At 58.8% G+C, this 16,477-nt stretch carries 16 protein-coding genes and 1 riboswitch; of the genes, 1 reads left to right on the plus strand and 15 read right to left on the minus strand.

Going from position 1 to position 16,477, the window contains the following annotated elements:
* Position 1: 1 nt before the first annotated feature.
* From rplC to K3175_RS02435, 8 genes are all read right to left on the minus strand, one after another.
* A complete protein-coding gene (gene rplC, locus K3175_RS02400) occupies positions 2-859 on the minus strand; it encodes a 50S ribosomal protein L3 (RefSeq protein WP_221541768.1) in 858 nt (285 codons plus the stop codon).
* A 243-nt stretch (positions 860-1,102) separates the two neighbouring features.
* Positions 1,103-1,414, minus strand: coding sequence for a 30S ribosomal protein S10 (gene rpsJ / locus K3175_RS02405; protein WP_006831877.1), 312 nt, complete (start codon positions 1,412-1,414; stop codon positions 1,103-1,105).
* Between the two features lie 333 nt (positions 1,415-1,747).
* Positions 1,748-2,923 (minus strand): elongation factor Tu, encoded by a 1,176-nt coding sequence (gene tuf / locus K3175_RS02410; protein WP_221541769.1) that lies wholly within the window; start codon positions 2,921-2,923, stop codon positions 1,748-1,750.
* Positions 2,924-3,014: 91 nt separating this feature from the next.
* On the minus strand, positions 3,015-5,147 hold the full coding sequence (gene fusA, locus K3175_RS02415; RefSeq protein ID WP_221541770.1) for an elongation factor G: 2,133 nt from the start codon (positions 5,145-5,147) through the stop codon (positions 3,015-3,017).
* Between the two features lie 120 nt (positions 5,148-5,267).
* The gene (gene rpsG, locus K3175_RS02420; protein ID WP_221541771.1) at positions 5,268-5,738 is read right to left on the minus strand and encodes a 30S ribosomal protein S7; all 471 of its coding nucleotides are present in this window, start codon (positions 5,736-5,738) and stop codon (positions 5,268-5,270) included.
* Between the two features lie 161 nt (positions 5,739-5,899).
* On the minus strand, positions 5,900-6,271 hold the full coding sequence (gene rpsL / locus K3175_RS02425) for a 30S ribosomal protein S12 (RefSeq protein ID WP_006831873.1): 372 nt from the start codon (positions 6,269-6,271) through the stop codon (positions 5,900-5,902).
* Between the two features lie 480 nt (positions 6,272-6,751).
* Entirely contained in the window at positions 6,752-7,456 is a 705-nt protein-coding gene (locus tag K3175_RS02430) for a DUF2290 domain-containing protein (protein ID WP_221541772.1), read from the minus strand.
* Positions 7,446-9,584 carry a DEAD/DEAH box helicase gene (locus K3175_RS02435; protein WP_221541773.1) on the minus strand — a complete coding sequence of 713 codons (2,139 nt, stop codon included), beginning with the start codon at positions 9,582-9,584 and terminating at the stop codon, positions 7,446-7,448. The genes K3175_RS02430 and K3175_RS02435 overlap by 11 nt, the downstream gene beginning before the upstream one ends.
* 428 nt (positions 9,585-10,012) lie before the next feature.
* Here K3175_RS02435 and K3175_RS02440 point away from each other — a divergent pair, with 428 nt between their 5' ends.
* Positions 10,013-10,582, plus strand: coding sequence for a hypothetical protein (locus K3175_RS02440; protein WP_247710621.1), 570 nt, complete (start codon positions 10,013-10,015; stop codon positions 10,580-10,582).
* Here the strand turns inward: K3175_RS02440 and K3175_RS02445 are convergent.
* The 7 genes from K3175_RS02445 to trxA all read right to left on the minus strand — a co-directional run bounded on the left by K3175_RS02445 (position 10,536) and on the right by trxA (position 16,443).
* The gene (locus K3175_RS02445) at positions 10,536-11,219 is read right to left on the minus strand and encodes a Fe2+-dependent dioxygenase (RefSeq protein WP_221541775.1); all 684 of its coding nucleotides are present in this window, start codon (positions 11,217-11,219) and stop codon (positions 10,536-10,538) included. The genes K3175_RS02440 and K3175_RS02445 overlap by 47 nt on opposite strands.
* A gap of 20 nt (positions 11,220-11,239) precedes the next feature.
* Complete coding sequence (locus K3175_RS02450) at positions 11,240-13,507, minus strand: TonB-dependent receptor (RefSeq protein WP_221541776.1); 2,268 nt, start codon at positions 13,505-13,507, stop codon at positions 11,240-11,242.
* Positions 13,508-13,731: 224 nt separating this feature from the next.
* On the minus strand, positions 13,732-13,923 hold the full coding sequence (locus K3175_RS02455) for a DUF1289 domain-containing protein (protein ID WP_221541777.1): 192 nt from the start codon (positions 13,921-13,923) through the stop codon (positions 13,732-13,734).
* Between the two features lie 7 nt (positions 13,924-13,930).
* Positions 13,931-14,314 carry an acyl-CoA thioesterase gene (locus K3175_RS02460; protein ID WP_221542323.1) on the minus strand — a complete coding sequence of 128 codons (384 nt, stop codon included), beginning with the start codon at positions 14,312-14,314 and terminating at the stop codon, positions 13,931-13,933.
* Positions 14,315-14,506: 192 nt separating this feature from the next.
* Positions 14,507-14,709: riboswitch (cobalamin riboswitch) on the minus strand.
* Positions 14,710-14,749: 40 nt separating this feature from the next.
* The gene (locus K3175_RS02465) at positions 14,750-15,274 is read right to left on the minus strand and encodes a GNAT family N-acetyltransferase (RefSeq protein WP_345719297.1); all 525 of its coding nucleotides are present in this window, start codon (positions 15,272-15,274) and stop codon (positions 14,750-14,752) included.
* A complete protein-coding gene (locus tag K3175_RS02470) occupies positions 15,267-16,055 on the minus strand; it encodes a LysR substrate-binding domain-containing protein (RefSeq protein ID WP_221541778.1) in 789 nt (262 codons plus the stop codon). The genes K3175_RS02465 and K3175_RS02470 overlap by 8 nt, the downstream gene beginning before the upstream one ends.
* A 67-nt stretch (positions 16,056-16,122) precedes the next feature.
* Positions 16,123-16,443 (minus strand): thioredoxin, encoded by a 321-nt coding sequence (trxA, locus tag K3175_RS02475; protein ID WP_221541779.1) that lies wholly within the window; start codon positions 16,441-16,443, stop codon positions 16,123-16,125.
* Positions 16,444-16,477: the final 34 nt, after the last annotated feature.

The following is a 16,477-nucleotide window of genomic DNA, read 5'->3' on the forward strand; positions in this document are numbered from 1 at the left end:
ATCAGGACTCCTTGCTTTCACCGCCGGCAGCGCCGTCGGTGGTGGTTTCGGCATCAGCACCCGCGTCCTGCTGCTGCATCAGCTTTTCCTGCTGCTCAGCAGACACCTCGGTGCCGACTTCGTGCTCGGCTGCGCTCTCAACGAGACCCGCATCGGCATCTTCCGTTTTGAACTCATCGCGGTTGCGGTACATCACGCCGGGGAACGGCAGATCTTCCGGCATAGCGACCTTCACGGCGTCACGAACCATCAACCAGCCATTCTTCGCACCCGGGACCGAACCCTTGACGAAAAGCAGACCGCGATCGGCGTCGGTGCGCACGATTTCGAGGTTCTGCTGTGTGCGCTGGCGGTCGCCCATGTGGCCGGCCATTTTCTTGCCCTTGAACACGCGGCCCGGATCCTGACGGTTACCCGTCGAACCGTGCGAGCGGTGCGAGATCGAAACACCGTGGGTTGCACGCAAACCGCCGAAGCCCCAACGCTTCATGGCGCCAGCAAAGCCCTTACCCTGCGTATGACCAGTGATATCGACCTTCTGACCAGCAACGAAGTGCTCAGCGGAAATACGAGCACCGACCGGAAGCAGAGCCTCTTCGCTGTCGACGCGGAATTCGCAAACCTTCATCTTTAGGGCGACTTCAGCCTTCGCGAAAGCTTCGCGCTGCGGCTTGTTAACATTCTTTTGCTTCGCTTCGCCGGAACCGACCTGGACGCCGTAATAGCCGTCACGGTCTTCCGTGCGATGTGCGGTAACCTGACAATCTTCCAGCGAAAGAACGGTCACGGGAACGTGCCGTCCATCCTCCTGGAAGAGGCGGGTCATCCCGACTTTCTTTGCGAGTACGCCTGTGCGCATCGTCAAACTCCTCAACAGAGGCACCAAAGGGCTCATCCCCAGGGTGCGTGCCAGCCCGATTGTGCGATGCGTGCCCCCGTCCGGGCTGATTGCTTCCCGAGAGAAGCAGACGGGGGACGCAGTCCCGGATGAAATCCGGCGGTATCCCGATGTCTTGCCTGTTCTTGCGAACCGGCGGGGCTATCGAGCGCCCCTGAACTTCCCTGCCATTTTCAGTCCGGCAGGAGGACCAATCGAGCTGGCTTAAGCAAGCTTGATTTCGACATTCACGCCAGCAGCGAGGTCGAGCTTCATCAGCGCGTCGACAGTCTGGGCGTTGGGCTGCACGATGTCGAGCAGCCGCTTGTAGGTCCGCACCTCGAACTGCTCGCGCGACTTCTTGTCGATGTGCGGGCCGCGGTTCACGGTGAACTTCTCGATGCGCGTCGGCATGGGAATGGGACCACGAATAAGGGCACCCGTACGACGTGCGGTGTCTGCGATTTCACCAGTTGCCTGATCGAGAACGCGATGATCGAACGCCTTGAGGCGAATGCGGATATTCTGTGCTTCCATTACCTACACCGATGCGAAAGAGCCAAGCGAGCCATTAGGTGACCCGCAAACAAAAAGAAAGGCCAGCCCCGCTGTGAGCCCGGTTTCCCGGTTGCGGGCGACCTTCCGTGAATTCTAGTAACCGGAGACGAATCTCCGCTGTGGAGGCGCATATACGGGGCAGACCCGGTAATGACAACCCCCGATTTCCGCCTGTTGAAACACACCTCCGCCGGACGCGCCGAACCGTGCATTTCCATGGTTTTTTATGCCCTATTAACAACTAAGGCCCACCTCCCAGTGGGAAGCGGGCCTCTGTTATTTCAGCAGAAGCTGACTTCGAGAAACCGAAGCTTACTTCTTGATCGAGCCTACAACGCCCGAGCCGACCGTACGGCCACCTTCGCGGATTGCGAAGCGCAGGCCCTGGTCCATGGCGATCGGTGCGATCAGCTTGACGTCGATTGTCACGTTGTCGCCCGGCATCACCATTTCGGTGCCTTCGGGAAGAACCACTTCGCCGGTCACGTCGGTCGTGCGGAAGTAGAACTGCGGACGATAGTTCGCGAAGAACGGCGTGTGACGGCCGCCTTCGTCCTTCGAGAGGACGTAGACTTCTGCGCTGAACTCGGTGTGCGGGTTGACCGAGCCGGGCTTTGCGAGAACCTGGCCGCGCTCAACATCTTCACGACCGATGCCGCGGATCAAGGCACCGATGTTGTCGCCAGCTTCACCGCGATCGAGCAGCTTGCGGAACATTTCGACGCCGGTAACCGTGGTCTTCTGCGTGTCCTTGATGCCGACGATTTCGACTTCGTCACCCACGTTGACAACGCCGGTTTCAACACGGCCAGTGACAACCGTACCACGACCCGAGATCGAGAACACGTCTTCGATCGGCATCAGGAAGTCCTTGTCGACCGGACGGTCGGGAGTCGGGATATATTCGTCGACTGCGTCCATCAGAGCCTTGATCGAGCTTTCGCCGATTTCAGGATCGCGACCTTCGAGAGCGGCGAGAGCCGAACCCTTGATGATCGGAATGTTGTCGCCGTCGAAATCGTACGAGCTCAGGAGTTCGCGAACTTCGAGTTCGACGAGCTCGAGGATTTCCTCATCGTCGACCTGGTCGACCTTGTTGAGGTAAACAACAAGCTGCGGAACGCCAACCTGACGAGCCAGCAGGATGTGCTCGCGGGTCTGCGGCATCGGGCCGTCAGCTGCGTTCACAACCAGGATGGCGCCGTCCATCTGGGCTGCACCGGTGATCATGTTCTTCACATAGTCGGCGTGCCCCGGGCAGTCGACGTGCGCATAATGACGTGCGTCGGTTTCATACTCGACGTGTGCGGTCGAGATGGTGATGCCGCGCTCACGCTCTTCGGGAGCCTTGTCGATGTTTGCGAAATCGACAGCCGTACCCTGAACCTTGGTGATTGCTGCGGTCAGCGTGGTCTTGCCGTGGTCGACGTGGCCGATGGTGCCAACGTTTACGTGCGGCTTATTACGCTCGAATTTTTCCTTCGCCATTTTCCAATAACCTCTAATCTGAAAGTGAATTTCTGCGGGTTGGAAACGGCGCCCGCGGAATCAGGCGCCGCCCCTAGACTGGAAGCCTCGCTTACGCAAGCTTCTCCTTGACTTCCTGAGCCACGTTTGCCGGAACTTCATCGTAGTGGCTGAACTGCATGGTATACTGAGCGCGGCCCTGGGTGAAGGAACGCAGCTCGTTCACGTAACCGAACATGTTCGCCAGCGGCACGTTGGCTTCGACAGCCTGTGCATTGCCGCGGGTGTCGGTGCCCTGGATTTGGCCACGACGGGAGTTGAGATCGCCGATGACGTCACCGAGGTAATCCTCGGGGGTCACGACCTCTACCTTCATGATCGGCTCAAGCAGCTTGATGCCCGAACGCTCGGCCACTTCACGCATGGCACCGCGACCGGCGATTTCGAACGCGATCGCGCTCGAGTCGACGTCATGGTAGGCACCATCGTAAAGCGTGACGGTGAAGTCGATGATCGGGAAGCCGACGAGATGGCCGCTCTCGGCCTGCTCGCGGAAGCCCTTTTCGATCGCGGGGATATATTCCTTCGGAATGTTACCGCCCTTGATCTCATCTTCGAACACGAAGCCCTGGCCACGTTCGCCCGGAGCGACCTTGACCTTCACGCGGCCGAACTGACCCGAACCACCCGACTGCTTCTTATGGGTGTAATCGACGTCCACCGGCTTACCGAGGTATTCGCGGTATGCGACCTGCGGCGCGCCGACATTGGCTTCGACCTTGAATTCGCGCTTCATGCGATCGACGAGAATGTCGAGGTGAAGCTCGCCCATGCCCTTGATGATCGTCTGACCCGACTCGTGATCGGTGGTGACGCGGAAGCTAGGATCTTCTGCAGCCAGACGGTTGAGGGCTACGCCCATCTTTTCCTGGTCGGCCTTGGTCTTCGGTTCGACCGAAAGTTCGATCACCGGCTCGGGGAATTCCATGCGCTCGAGAATAATCGGAGCGTTCGAAGCACACAACGTGTCTCCGGTCGTCGTTTCCTTCAGGCCCGCAATAGCGACGATGTCGCCGGCGAACGCTTCATCGATGTCCTCGCGGTTGTTCGAGTGCATCAGCAGCATGCGGCCGATCTTTTCCTTCTTGTCTTTCACCGAGTTCATGACGCTGCCCTTGGTGAGGTGACCCGAATAGATACGGGTGAAGGTGAGCGAGCCCACGAAGGGATCGTTCATGATCTTGAATGCGAGCGCGGAGAACGGAGCCTCGTCGGAAGAAGGACGCGTGTCTTCCTCGTCGCTGTCGGGCTTGACGCCCTTGATGGCCGGAACGTCGAGCGGGCTCGGCATGTAGTCGACAACTGCGTCGAGCAGCGGCTGAACGCCCTTGTTCTTGAACGCCGAACCACACAGCACGGGCACGAAATCACGCGCCATGGTACCCTTGCGGATCAGACGCTTGAGCGTCGCTGCATCGGGCTCGTTACCTTCGAGGTACTGCTCCATGACATCGTCGTCCTGTTCGACGGCGGTCTCGATCAGCTTCTCACGGTATTCGGCAGCCTTGTCGGCCAGCTCGGCCGGAATTTCGACGAACTCGTATTTTGCGCCGAGATCTTCGTTCTGCCACACGATGCCGCGGTTGTTAACGAGATCGACAACACCCTGAAGATCGCTCTCCGCACCGATGGGGAGATAAAGCACCAGCGGGTTCGCACCGAGACGGTCGATGATCGACTGGACACAGTAATAGAAGTCGGCACCGGTACGGTCCAACTTATTCACGAAGCACATGCGAGGTACGCCGTACTTGTCGGCTTGGCGCCATACGGTTTCGGACTGGGGTTCGACGCCGGCGACGCCGTCGAAGACGGCTACGGCACCGTCGAGCACGCGCAGCGAGCGTTCGACTTCGATGGTGAAGTCGACGTGGCCGGGGGTGTCGATGATGTTGATGCGGTGCTTGGGCTGGCCTTCACGCAGGTCTTCGGGAGCGCCCATCGGATCCTTGGTCGGATCTTCCGCGGTCCAGAAGGTGGTGGTGGCAGCCGAAGTGATGGTGATGCCGCGTTCCTGCTCCTGCTCCATCCAGTCCATGGTGGCGGCGCCGTCGTGGACTTCGCCGATCTTGTAGGACTTGCCGGTGTAGTAGAGGATGCGTTCGGTCGTGGTGGTCTTGCCGGCATCGATGTGGGCCATGATGCCGATATTGCGGTACCGCTCCAGCGGATATTCGCGGGCCATGTGGAATTCCTCGTAAGTCGGGGGTGAGCTAGCTCGACCCCCATGTAGGGATTAATGCGACAGTTTCGAGACCGAGGGAGATCCCCCGGCCCCAAGCCTGCCTCGCCTTACCAGCGCCAGTTACCAGCGGTAGTGGCTGAACGCGCGGTTCGCATCCGCCATGCGGTGCGTGTCTTCGCGCTTCTTGACGGCGTTGCCGCGGTTGTTCGAGGCATCCATCAGCTCACCCGACAGACGCGCTGCCATGGTGGTTTCCGGACGGCCGCGCGCAGCCGAGATCAGCCAGCGGATCGCCAGCGCCTGGGCACGCTCGGGGCGCACCTCGACCGGCACCTGGTAAGTCGCACCGCCGACACGGCGGCTGCGGACTTCGACCTGCGGCTTGATGTTGTCGAGCGCTGCGTGGAACAGCTCGACCGGGTTCGCCTTGGCCTTGGCTTCGACGGTGTCGAGCGCGGTGTAGACGATACCTTCTGCGACGGCCTTCTTGCCGTCATACATCAGGTTGTTCATGAACTTGGACAGGACCTGATCGTTGAACTTCGGATCAGGCAGGATTTCCCGCTTCTCGGGACGACGACGACGTGACATGGCACGAATTCCTTCTTTTGCCCGGCGGTCTAGCTGTTCGTCATTCCCGCGAAAGCGGGAAGCCAGCGAGGACCGGGTAAATTCCTAAAAGCCTTGAGGACTGGATCCCCGATAAAATCGCACATGGCGATTTTTCGAGGATGACCTGTCCCCCGGACAGATCACTTCGGACGCTTGGCGCCGTACTTCGAGCGCGACTGCTTGCGATCCTTCACGCCCTGCGTATCGAGCACGCCGCGAAGGACGTGATAGCGAACGCCGGGAAGGTCGCGAACACGGCCGCCGCGGATGAGCACAACGGAGTGCTCCTGCAGGTTGTGGCCTTCGCCCGGGATGTAGGAGATGACTTCGCGCTGGTTGGTCAGGCGAACCTTGGCAACCTTACGCAGAGCCGAGTTCGGCTTCTTCGGAGTCGTCGTGTAGACGCGGGTGCAAACGCCGCGCTTCTGCGGGTTCTGCTCCATCGCAGGGACCTTGCTCTTGGCCTTCTGCGGAACGCGGCCCTTGCGGACCAGCTGGTTGATTGTCGGCATATGAGTTCTTTCTCTTCACCGTGTGAAGGTGACGACTAGGGGATGATCGGTGATGCTATCGGGTTCGTGCCCTCGCTCGTCATTCCCGCGCAAGCGGGAACCCAGCGAACCAAAAACGCCCGCCAAGCGGACCTTTCTCGCACGAGCCTGAAACGCTCCACCCATCGGCCCACACGGCCACCGGGTTACTTTGACGGCTGCCCCGAACGAGTTACCTCGCTGCAATAGAAAAGAGCCTCATCGCATCTGCGACAGGCCCCCGGGACATGACCGGCAATGTTCAGCTCTATCTGCCCGGCGCGGGATGAACCCGGCACCGGATGGGGCGCACATACTGTCCGAACAGGCTCCGGTCAAGTGCCGGAGTCCGGCGGAACCGGGGTGGAATGTGGCCGAAAGGGTCCGGATAGCAGCTCGGCGACCGGACAAAGCGACATGCGCGAGGCGCGCACCTTCTGCCGCTCGTATTCTGGTCGAGGATCAGGTGAAATGAAGCCTGTTCCGCTCGTTATTTGAGTAGAAATCTAGTGGCACAGCCCCGCATTGCCCTTTCACGGTCGTGAGCTCTTCGTCCAATGTAACGCGTCTGTCACCAGAGGGTATTCCCTGACACTCTCTCCAAGCATTCGGATATAAGTGCCGCAATACAGTCAATGTGAACAGTTTCGGGTTGAGAAATTTCGCGATTCCCCAACGCCAATCAGCAAAAATTCCAATATGCAAATGTGAAGCCGGATGCCATTCAGAGTCGTATTGGGATGCGGAGAATTCATAACGGATCATAGGGGGATAACGAGTAACGCTCACTTCACTTATTGACCGAAGATAATCTTCATAATCGAGAACGCCTTCGGAGACGTATTCGTGCAATTCTTTAATGGAAGAAACAGCGGCCTCGTCCGATCCGAGATAAGGGTTTGGATAGTACGCAAATCTATATTCGTTTTCCGAATCCTGTGAGAATTGAAAGAAGCTGAAATCGTTCAAAATCATATTGTATTGAACATCGCGCAACCCAAGGAGGTATAGTTCCTCATACGGGACATCTGTGTCCCGCGATTTTGCGCGAAATTCGGCATTTGCCGAAAATGATACAGGCTGCGCAAACGCCTGCCCGACCTCGGAGCGGCTCAAATACTCCCAAGAGCGGCTGATCCCAGCCCTCAACTCAACATTAGTCAGCATTTGAGCTAAGCTTCAATTCTTCATCGATCTCTTCGTCCGAAAGGCCTGCCGCTCTAAGATTGCGAATATATTCTTCTCGAGCAGCCTTGGCCGCCTCCTGTTTCTTACTGAACCCCCGCTGTATTGTTTCGATTCGCTTCAGATTGGGCATAACAAATTGCATTTTTGGCGAATTATCCAATGCCTTAGATAGTTCGTCTACCACTAACATCGCGGCATGGGACAATCCGCTCATGCGCAACCAAACTTTGGACCGAGTCATTGCAGTAAAAAGCTTATTGCGACCACCTCTGGACTTTAGGCTCACACTATCGATCCCCAGAACAAAAACCGCTGCCGCTTCATTGCCTTTTGCTCGGTAAACAGTCGACAATGTGACTTTATCTACAATCGAGAACGGTGGCTCATTATAAGGATCCGCAATAACATTGTTCGAACTGATACCTTCGAATGCCAAGGCTTCGCTCAGAAGCCGAAAATAAGCTCGAGCATTGCGGTCATCTAAGGAAATAACTAAAATTTCTTCAGCAGAAAGACCGCCTACAAGAAAATCCTTTATACTTTCCGCAATCCACCTCACCTCATCATGGATAGTTTCAGTTACATGGTGATCTACTACGGGAAAATTTGGGATTTCGGGCACGTGAAGAGGGCTGTTTCGCTCTGGCCTTACTATAGTGACACCGTCACCCTCAACCAGGGAGCCTGAAGGAACCTCGTACCCAACATCCTCCCAGTGCTCTTTGCTTTCGAGCATCTGGACGATTTGGCCATACACGCCAAAACCAAGCGCATGGGCAGCAACCAAAACCTGTAATTGGTTACGATAGGCCTTTTCTAGAACTGCGTCATTCGTCGCACCGGGCGGAAGTGTTGCCGCCGACCGGTCTAAATCAACTAGCGCCTGCCCAGCACTGTCAGTCCCAAAAAGCTCTTTTGGTTGACGAATGTGGATGTTAAGGATGTCTTGCAATTCATCATACGCCCAAACGATGTTTTTCTTGTCGCGAGCTCCTTCAGTGATTTCATACGCGAGCTTATAGAAAGAGTCTGGAAAATCCTGCCCTTCGTCTATTAGAACATGATCATAGAACGACTTTACAGTACCCGCCTCTAGCAAAATACGGCAAGCAGCACCGAATGGATCTTCACCTTGCTTTGCCGCACTTCTCGCTTCCGGAAACTTTAAAGAGCGAACACCAGCACGTTTGCAGGCATCAGAATACACCCCAGGAATCTGCACACCCCCCCACCCATGCCGAATGTGGATGCGTTTCCAATCCGGATCTGCGTCGGAGTAGATACGGTAAAACTTTGTAATCAACTGTTTGATAGTAGACCGTAAGCTTTTAGTGTAGAACGTCACTAGAATTTGAGCTTCGGGATTTGTCAGGTGAATGTGCGCGGCTTTCATCGCAAGAATAACTGTCTTGCCCGTTCCCGCGAGACCTCTAATTCGAGCCGGACCTCCAACCTCAACTAACGCAATATTCCGCTGTTTTTCGTCGAAATTTATTATTTCATTCTCAAGCCTAGCCAAGGCTGCAGCAAGTGGTTCCTTTCCCTCGTCTTTTACGATCCGCTTGCTCGGTCGACCAAGAGCCTTGGCACCCTCCACAACTGACCGAGTTTCGGACAGCTCTTCGGACGACAGGTTGATCTCCCCCCAATCCGTTAATGTATTTTCTACTGATTCCAAACTTCCTAAAACTTGGGAATCTAAATCGATGTCTACATCTCCGCCTCCTTGGATGAGGATGACGGTATGAATAGGAACAATAGACTCAGTTCGTGTCTTTCTCAGCGAACGGCTTTTAATAATACGCGAATGCAGATTGCTTGCGAAATCACCAAGGGCGATATCGATTTCCTCTAGAGTCTCCTCAGATCTTTGAAAGATCGTCTCTTGGAAACACCGGAAAGCTACAAATCCATGGACTGGCGAAAGTAGAAGTAAGTCGGGCCTAAACTTAGATTCTGAATAATCTACATAGGCTGGAAAATCATAATACAGCACTGCATCATCTAAATTCAAATCGCCGCTATTTTTACTGAGATAATCTACTAGCTCACGAGATACTGGATCATTTTTCCAGCGGCTCGTCGTTACGACAATTTCTAAACTCATCTTCTGCAACATCCTGAACGCTTTTTGGCTGCTTATGGGCCACAGACAAAATTTGCAATTTCCTCGTCTGCAATTTCGCGTTTTCGATCCGAAACCGCGATCTTTTGCGTTGTCACGTCTACAGTTCAGATCTCTTGGACAGAAACCGTTTTCCCACACGCCAGTTTTTGCTTTCGTCCCTCAAACGCCGGGCGGAGCGCGTCCGCGCTCCTTGGCTTCGCGCCATAAGGCGCGGCGGGCGGTCGCCCTTGTTTCGCCTGCGGCTCGGTGATTTCGCCGAATAGAAAGCATTTTCCTACACGTCATTGCGAGCGTAGCGACGTAATCCATCTCCTGCCGTAGCCTCCCTAGGTCAGGAGATGGATTGTCCTTTGGACAGTTGCACTTCGCCGCGTCGCCTGCGGCTCCTCGCAATGACGGGAAAACCGATGACCCACCCTACTCCCACCCGCAAGATCGCCCGCCAGGCCACCTCCGCCGTCGCCCATATCGGGGAGGAGCCGGAGGCGGACGATCCGCTGCTCGCCTTCGCGCCCTATCTCCACAAGCAGCCGCGGCGCAATTCGATCACGCCCGATCTGCAGCGGCGCTTCGTCGCCGCGCTCGCGGCGACGGGCATCGTCAAGCAGGCGGCGCTTTCCATCGGCAAGAGTATCGAGGCGCTCTACAAATTGCGGGCGCAGCCGGGGGCCGAGGGGTTTGCGGAGGCGTGGGATCTGGCGCTGCGCTACGGCGCGGAGCGGCTGGAGGATTGCGGATTAGAACGCGCGCTGAAGGGCGGGTTCGACGATGATCCGGTCAGCGGCTGGGGCGGCCGCGGCAATGGCCTGCTGATCTATCTGCTCAACCGGCGCAGCGCCTTCCGCGTGGACGAGCGCGAGATCAGGCCGGGCCATCCGATCTATGAACGCATCCGCGCCGAGGTGCTGGCGGAGGCGAAGGGGGAGGCGCTCAGGACGAGGCCCACATCCGCACGAGATTGTGATAGAGCTGGGTGAGCCGCAGCACCTCTGCATCCTGGCTGCCGCGATCGGCGGCGAGGGTCTGGGCAGTGCGGTCGAGATCGAACAGCATCTCGCGCTGCGCATGGTCGGCGACCAGCGATTGCATCCACATGAAGCAGCTCACCCGCTCGCCCCGCGTCACCTCGGTCACCCGGTGGAGCGTGGTGGAGGGATAGAGCAGCATGGCCCCGGCGGGCAGCTTGAAGGTCTTGCGCCCCTCGTTGCCCTCGATCTCCAGCGCGCCGCCGTCATAGTCATCCGGCTCGGTAAGGAAGAGCGTGGCCGACAGATCGGTGCGGATGCGCGCGCCGGTGCCCGCGTGGACGCGGATGGCGTTGTCGACATGGAGGCCGAAGGTCTCGCCCTCGCCATAGCGGTTGAACAGCGGCGGGAAGATGCTGTGCGGCAGGGCGGCGGCAAGGAAGGTGGGATTGGCCGAGAGCGCGTTGCTGACTGCGGCCTGCGCGGCGCGGGTCTCGGCCGCATCCTCGGGCAGCTGGCGGTTGCGCTTCGCCCCGGCGGCAGTGGCCCCGCTGGTGACGTTGCCATCCACCCACTCGGCGGCAAGGAGGCGGCCGCGCAGGGCAGCCGCCTCCTCCGGGCTCAGGACATTGTCGATCTGGAGTATCATGTCCTGCTCCCGTTAGCCGATCACAGCGTCGCCGTCAGCGTGAAGAAGGCCGAGCGGCCCGGCGCGATGTAGCTGAAGGGCGAACCCGAGCGGTAGATCGCGTCGTAATAGCGCTCGTCGGTGACGTTGAGCACGTTGACGCGGGCCTCGAACACGTCGTTGACGCGGTAACGCGCCACGGCGTCGAAGCGGGCATAGCCGGGGACGCGCGCCGTGCCGGCCAGCTGGGTGCCGCCGAACATCTCGTCCTGGTAATAGACCTGGCCGCCGACTTCGAAGCGGCTGGTGACCAGCACCGTGGCGAGCAGCTGGGCGGTATGCTCGGGGATATTGGCGAAGCGCCGCCCGACATTGTCCGGATCAGCCGAGGCGGTGATCTCGGCATCGGTATAGGTGTAGCCGCCGAACAGCTTGATCCGGTCCGCGACCGTGCCGCTGAAGCCCAGCTCCACGCCCTGAGAACGCAGCGTGCCGACATTGGTGTAAGGCTGGCCGCGCCCGCCGGATTCGCGGGCATTGTCCTTCTCGATCCGGAACAGCGCCGACGTCAGCAGCAGATTGCCGCCGAACAGTTCGAGCTTGCCGCCGATTTCCATCGAAGTGTTTTCTTCGGGCTGGAAGTCGATGGTCTGATCGGAAATGCCGTCATAGGAGGCGCCATTGCCGTCGAGCTGCTCGCCGCTGGGGTTGGAGCTGGTCGCATAGCTGGCATAGAGCGTGGCCTTCGCGGCCGGCTTGTAGATCGCGGAGGCCTGCCAGTTGAAGAAGTCCTCCGAATAGTTGAGCGTGGAATTCGGGCTGGCGTAATCGATGTCGAACGTGTCGATCCGCCCGCCCAGCATGACGCGAAATGCGTCGGAAAAGCGGATCGTGTCGAGCAGGTAACCGGCATAGCTGGTCGCCTTCGTCGTGGTCGCACCGGCTTCGAGATCCGGGCCGATGGGCACATCGAAACCGAGCACGGGATCGGGATCGAACAGATCGTAGATCAGCCCGCCGGGGACGGAGATGATGTTGCCATTGGCGTCTTCCACGGTCGAGGGGACGTTGAGGCGATAGGACTCGATCGTCTCAACGCTGAAGTCGCCGCCGAGGACGATTTCGTGCGTGATCCCGCCGGTCTGCGCTTCGGCGACGGCATAGGTGCTGTTGGCCCAGTAGCTGTTGTCGCGCCAGCTGCTCTTCATGGCCGGGCTGACGGTATACTCGCTCTCGGGCACCGGCGTTCCGCCACCGCGCGGGCACCGGCCCTCCGCATCGCGCTCGAAAATGCAGAGCGACGGTTCGCTCACCGCGTAGCGATTGTAGGTCTCGCCATAGCGCGTCACCGAGTGGAAGCTCAGCCCGGATGTCGGCGTCCAGTCGAACTGGACCGTGCCGATATCGGCGCCGTTTTCGATGAAGTCTCGGCCCACCACGCCGTAGAAATTGTCCCGGTCAACAAGATAGGGTTCCTGCGTGGTGGCGTCGAAGGGATGGCCGTAATCGGGAACGCCGTCGAGGCGGTAATGATAATAGTCCGCCGAAATAGCGAGCGTATCGGTCGGGCGCAGCGTGATGGCAGCCGTTCCGCCGTAACGCTCGCTTTCCACATAGTCGCGGCCCGGCGTATCGGCGTCGTGATAGAGGCCGTTCACACGCACGGCGACTGCTTCGCCAAGCTGGTAATTGGCATCCACTGTACCGCGGTAATAGTTCTCGGTCCCGATACCGCCTTCGATGACGGCAAAATCGTTGCCGAACTGCGGCTTTTTCGACTGGAGGCTGACCAGACCGCCGGTGGTCCCGCGGCCGCCGTAGATGGCGCTTGGACCCTTGACGACCTCGACCTGTTCCACGGCGAAGATCTCGCGGCTGGTCACGCCGGGATCGCGCAGGCCGTCGATATAAACGTCGTTGCGGGCTTCGAAGCCGCGGATGAAAATGCGGTCGCCGAAGGCATTCCCCCCCTCGCCCGTGCCGAGCGTAACGCCAGGTGTACTGCGGACGATTTCGCGGAAGCTGTTGGCGCCGATGTCCTCGATCACTTCCTTGGGAATGATGGTCTGTGATTTCGGCGTATCGAGAACGTCGTCAGTAAACTTTCGGTCAGTCGAGCGATCGATCTTGTACGGCGACTCCTCGGCATTCACGTTCACGTCGGGGCGCTGCCCGGTGACCACGATTTCACCCTGCGGCGGACTTTCCGAAACTTCTTCCGCAACTGCAATCGACGGCAAGAATGCCGCGCCGAATGCGCCCGCCAGCAATGTGGTGGCGGCGCTTGTCCCTGCCCTGTTCTTACTCATGTTATCTGGCAAATTGCCCTCCGTTGATGTCCGGAGGCGCTATTGCGAATGATTAGCATTATTACAAGGCGTTTTTGGTCAAGATGATGTTTTCTTTACTTTATTCCTTCCTAATATGCAGTCGATCTAATTGAAATTGCGGCAAATGCTTGCAATCGCAAGCGGCGCGACCGGTCGCCTCTTACCCACACCCGAGCACCATCCATTTGCGTGTCGCAGGAATATCAGCGCTCCACAGCCGACCCGTTGGTGTCCAACCGATGCTGCGCGCGGCTTATGATTGCACGCCGCTCGCCATCTTCGGCATCCGCCCAGCCTGCGATCTCCGACAGGCTGCGGCCGCAGCCCGTGCACCATTGTCCGTCGGCGTCGAGCCGACAGACTTTGATACAAGGTGATGCGACCGATTCCGTCATCTTATCCCTATGCAACTACCGCGAGCGGTTTGACCGAGCGCGGGCGGCGGTCCTGCCCGATGGCGACGAAAGTGAAACGGGCCTTGGTTACCAGATTGGCTTCTTCAGAATGCCTGTCCCGTCGCCAGGTGGCAACTGCGACCTTCATGGAACTGCGCCCCACCTCTTCCAGCGTGGCATAGACCGATACTTCGTCGCCCACGAAGACCGGCCGGTGGAAGGTCATTCCATCCACCGCGATCGTTACCGCTCGTCCTCCGGAATGGCGCGAGGCGATGGCGGATGCGGCAAGGTCCATCTGGGCCATCAGCCAGCCTCCGAAAATGTCACCGTAGACATTCGCGTCTGCAGGAACCGCAGTCACGCGAATAGCGGCCTCGCTGGTCGGCATCGTTTCATCGCTCACGACGCAGCCTCCCCGAACACGGGAGCTACAGGGCGGTCAGCGAAATATGCAATCATCATTGTCTTCCCCGAAGATCTGGGCGGGGACGAACGGGCGCAGGCAGCTGCACGGGTCCTGCGAACATCAAGTCCGGCCCATGGTTCACCGCAAGCATCCGTACCGGACACCCCGCCGGTGGATAGTATCGCGCCAAAGGCAGGTCTCCTGGCTCACGGGTCGGTGCAGTCGGTCCGTCTTCCCGCAAGCCAGAGCCGCAGTGACATCAATGGACCGCCGCTCGCCGCTTACAGTTGCGGGGGCAGCGCCGGTTTTGCACCGGCTTCCCGTCTTAGCTCCGCAGCGAAAAACCGCTCCGAAGAACCTTCGACATCTGGGCGCATGCGCCAGCGACCCTGCCCCGTCAAGACAAGGTTTTGAAGCTCAAGGCAGGGGATCGGAAGCAAGCAGACCGTAAACCGCCAGATCGCAAAGCCCCTTGTGCGTGGTCTCGTGCTCACGAAACAGGGCCTCTCGGGTGAAGCCGAGGCCGGTCAGGAGGCGGATAGACGGTACGTTTTCCAAATCCACCTCGGCAATGACCTTTCGCTTTCCTTCCGTTTGGACAAGGTGGCTAACCAGCGCCGCAGTGCATTCGCGGGCAACGCCCTCGCCTTGGCGATCAGCGCAGGTCACATAGCCGATTTCTTCAATACCCTCTTCGTGGCCGGGGACCGCCACGAAGCGCCCTGCCACTTCGCCCTGTTCGTCTTCGGCAATCCAGGTGCGCCCGTTCCATCCGGGCTCCGCGAGCCATTCCCATAACGCGTCTTCGCTTTCGAAGGCAGGCCTGGAGAGATAACGGCATTGCACGTCATCAGCGAATGTAGGGTAGAGCGCTTTGGTATCCGTGTAGATCAGGGGGCGAAGCTTGAACCGCTCCGTCCTGATGATTGGAACGTCACTCACCCGCAAGGAACGTGACGAGCGAGCGCACCTTCTTGGTTCGCCACTGCGGCGTGGGTGCGACGAGCCAGTATGCGCGCGTACCGGTTTCCGGACCGTCGAGTACTTCGAGCCGTCCGGCTTCAATAGCTTCCTTGGCAAGGAGTTCGGGCAGGATAGCCTTGCCCAGCCCAGCCATTGCGCCGGACAGAGCCTGCCCTGCATTGCTGACTGTAACATGCGCCTGCACCCCATCCTGCAGCGGCAGTCCCCAGTCGATCCAGCGATCGGGTGCGCCCGGCGCCGCCACAGTCACACGGCGGGCTGCGGCCAGTTCGGTACCCTGCAGATCACCCGGCCCATCGACGAGCCGGATGGCGCAATCGAGATTGGCCTCGGTGAAATCGGCGTTCTCGTCCGCCACGAAGGAGAACTTGACGTCGGGATTGTCTCTGGAAAATTCCGCCAGCCGGGGTGCGAGCCACTGGGCATAGAATTCACGCGGGCATGCGATCGTGTAATTGTCGCTCGCCTGACCCGCCTGCATGGCGGAAACGCTTTCTTCGAACTTGAGGAAACCTTCGCGCAGGGAATCGAGGCCGGCTGCCCCTTCCTGCGTTAGCTCAAGGCCCTTGCTCGTCCGGCGGAAAAGAACCGTGCCGAGATGGTCTTCGAGCGCACGGATCTGCTGGCCGACAGCAGCAGGCGTCACCGCCAGTTCATCCGCCGCGCGAGTGAAACTGAGATGTCGGGCCGCAGCGTCATAGACGCGCAGGGCGTTGAGGGGCAGATGCGTGCGCTTCATGGTTCCAAGCGTTTAGCAAGGTCGCGCCGCAAGACAAGTTTGCGGCGCGAGGATATGGATTGCAGGATTAAAGCGCGCCTTCAAGCCACTGCTTGAGCTGCCCCTTGGGCGCTGCACCGCGCATATGGGCGGCAGGCTCCCCGTTCTTGAACAGCACGAGATAGGGAATGGACTGGACGCCCATCTGGCCCGGCACGCCCGTATTTTCCATGATATCCATCTTCGCGATGGTGACCTGGTCGGCCATTTCCTCGCTCAGTTCTTCCAGCGCGGGCGCAATCATCTTGCAAGGGCCACACCATTCGGCCCAGAAATCCACGAGAACGGGCTTGTCGCTGTCCAGAACGTCTTTCTGGAAACCTTCGTCGGTGACAGTGATGGTGGACATGGGAATACTCCTGAAATCAAATGTCTTGGCGGCC

Origin of the sequence: Qipengyuania aestuarii (assembly GCF_019711535.1) — a bacterium.
GTDB lineage: Bacteria > Pseudomonadota > Alphaproteobacteria > Sphingomonadales > Sphingomonadaceae > Qipengyuania > Qipengyuania aestuarii.

Coding starts and splice junctions, on each gene's coding strand:
- rplC (WP_221541768.1), bottom strand. CDS start 859: ATGCGCACAGGCGTACTCGCAAAGAAAGTCGGGATGACCCGCCTCTTC.
- rpsJ (WP_006831877.1), bottom strand. CDS start 1,414: ATGGAAGCACAGAATATCCGCATTCGCCTCAAGGCGTTCGATCATCGC.
- tuf (WP_221541769.1), bottom strand. CDS start 2,923: ATGGCGAAGGAAAAATTCGAGCGTAATAAGCCGCACGTAAACGTTGGC.
- fusA (WP_221541770.1), bottom strand. CDS start 5,147: ATGGCCCGCGAATATCCGCTGGAGCGGTACCGCAATATCGGCATCATG.
- rpsG (WP_221541771.1), bottom strand. CDS start 5,738: ATGTCACGTCGTCGTCGTCCCGAGAAGCGGGAAATCCTGCCTGATCCG.
- rpsL (WP_006831873.1), bottom strand. CDS start 6,271: ATGCCGACAATCAACCAGCTGGTCCGCAAGGGCCGCGTTCCGCAGAAG.
- K3175_RS02430 (WP_221541772.1), bottom strand. CDS start 7,456: ATGCTGACTAATGTTGAGTTGAGGGCTGGGATCAGCCGCTCTTGGGAG.
- K3175_RS02435 (WP_221541773.1), bottom strand. CDS start 9,584: ATGAGTTTAGAAATTGTCGTAACGACGAGCCGCTGGAAAAATGATCCA.
- K3175_RS02440 (WP_247710621.1), top strand. CDS start 10,013: ATGACCCACCCTACTCCCACCCGCAAGATCGCCCGCCAGGCCACCTCC.
- K3175_RS02445 (WP_221541775.1), bottom strand. CDS start 11,219: ATGATACTCCAGATCGACAATGTCCTGAGCCCGGAGGAGGCGGCTGCC.
- K3175_RS02450 (WP_221541776.1), bottom strand. CDS start 13,507: ATGAGTAAGAACAGGGCAGGGACAAGCGCCGCCACCACATTGCTGGCG.
- K3175_RS02455 (WP_221541777.1), bottom strand. CDS start 13,923: ATGACGGAATCGGTCGCATCACCTTGTATCAAAGTCTGTCGGCTCGAC.
- K3175_RS02460 (WP_221542323.1), bottom strand. CDS start 14,314: ATGCCGACCAGCGAGGCCGCTATTCGCGTGACTGCGGTTCCTGCAGAC.
- K3175_RS02470 (WP_221541778.1), bottom strand. CDS start 16,055: ATGAAGCGCACGCATCTGCCCCTCAACGCCCTGCGCGTCTATGACGCT.
- trxA (WP_221541779.1), bottom strand. CDS start 16,443: ATGTCCACCATCACTGTCACCGACGAAGGTTTCCAGAAAGACGTTCTG.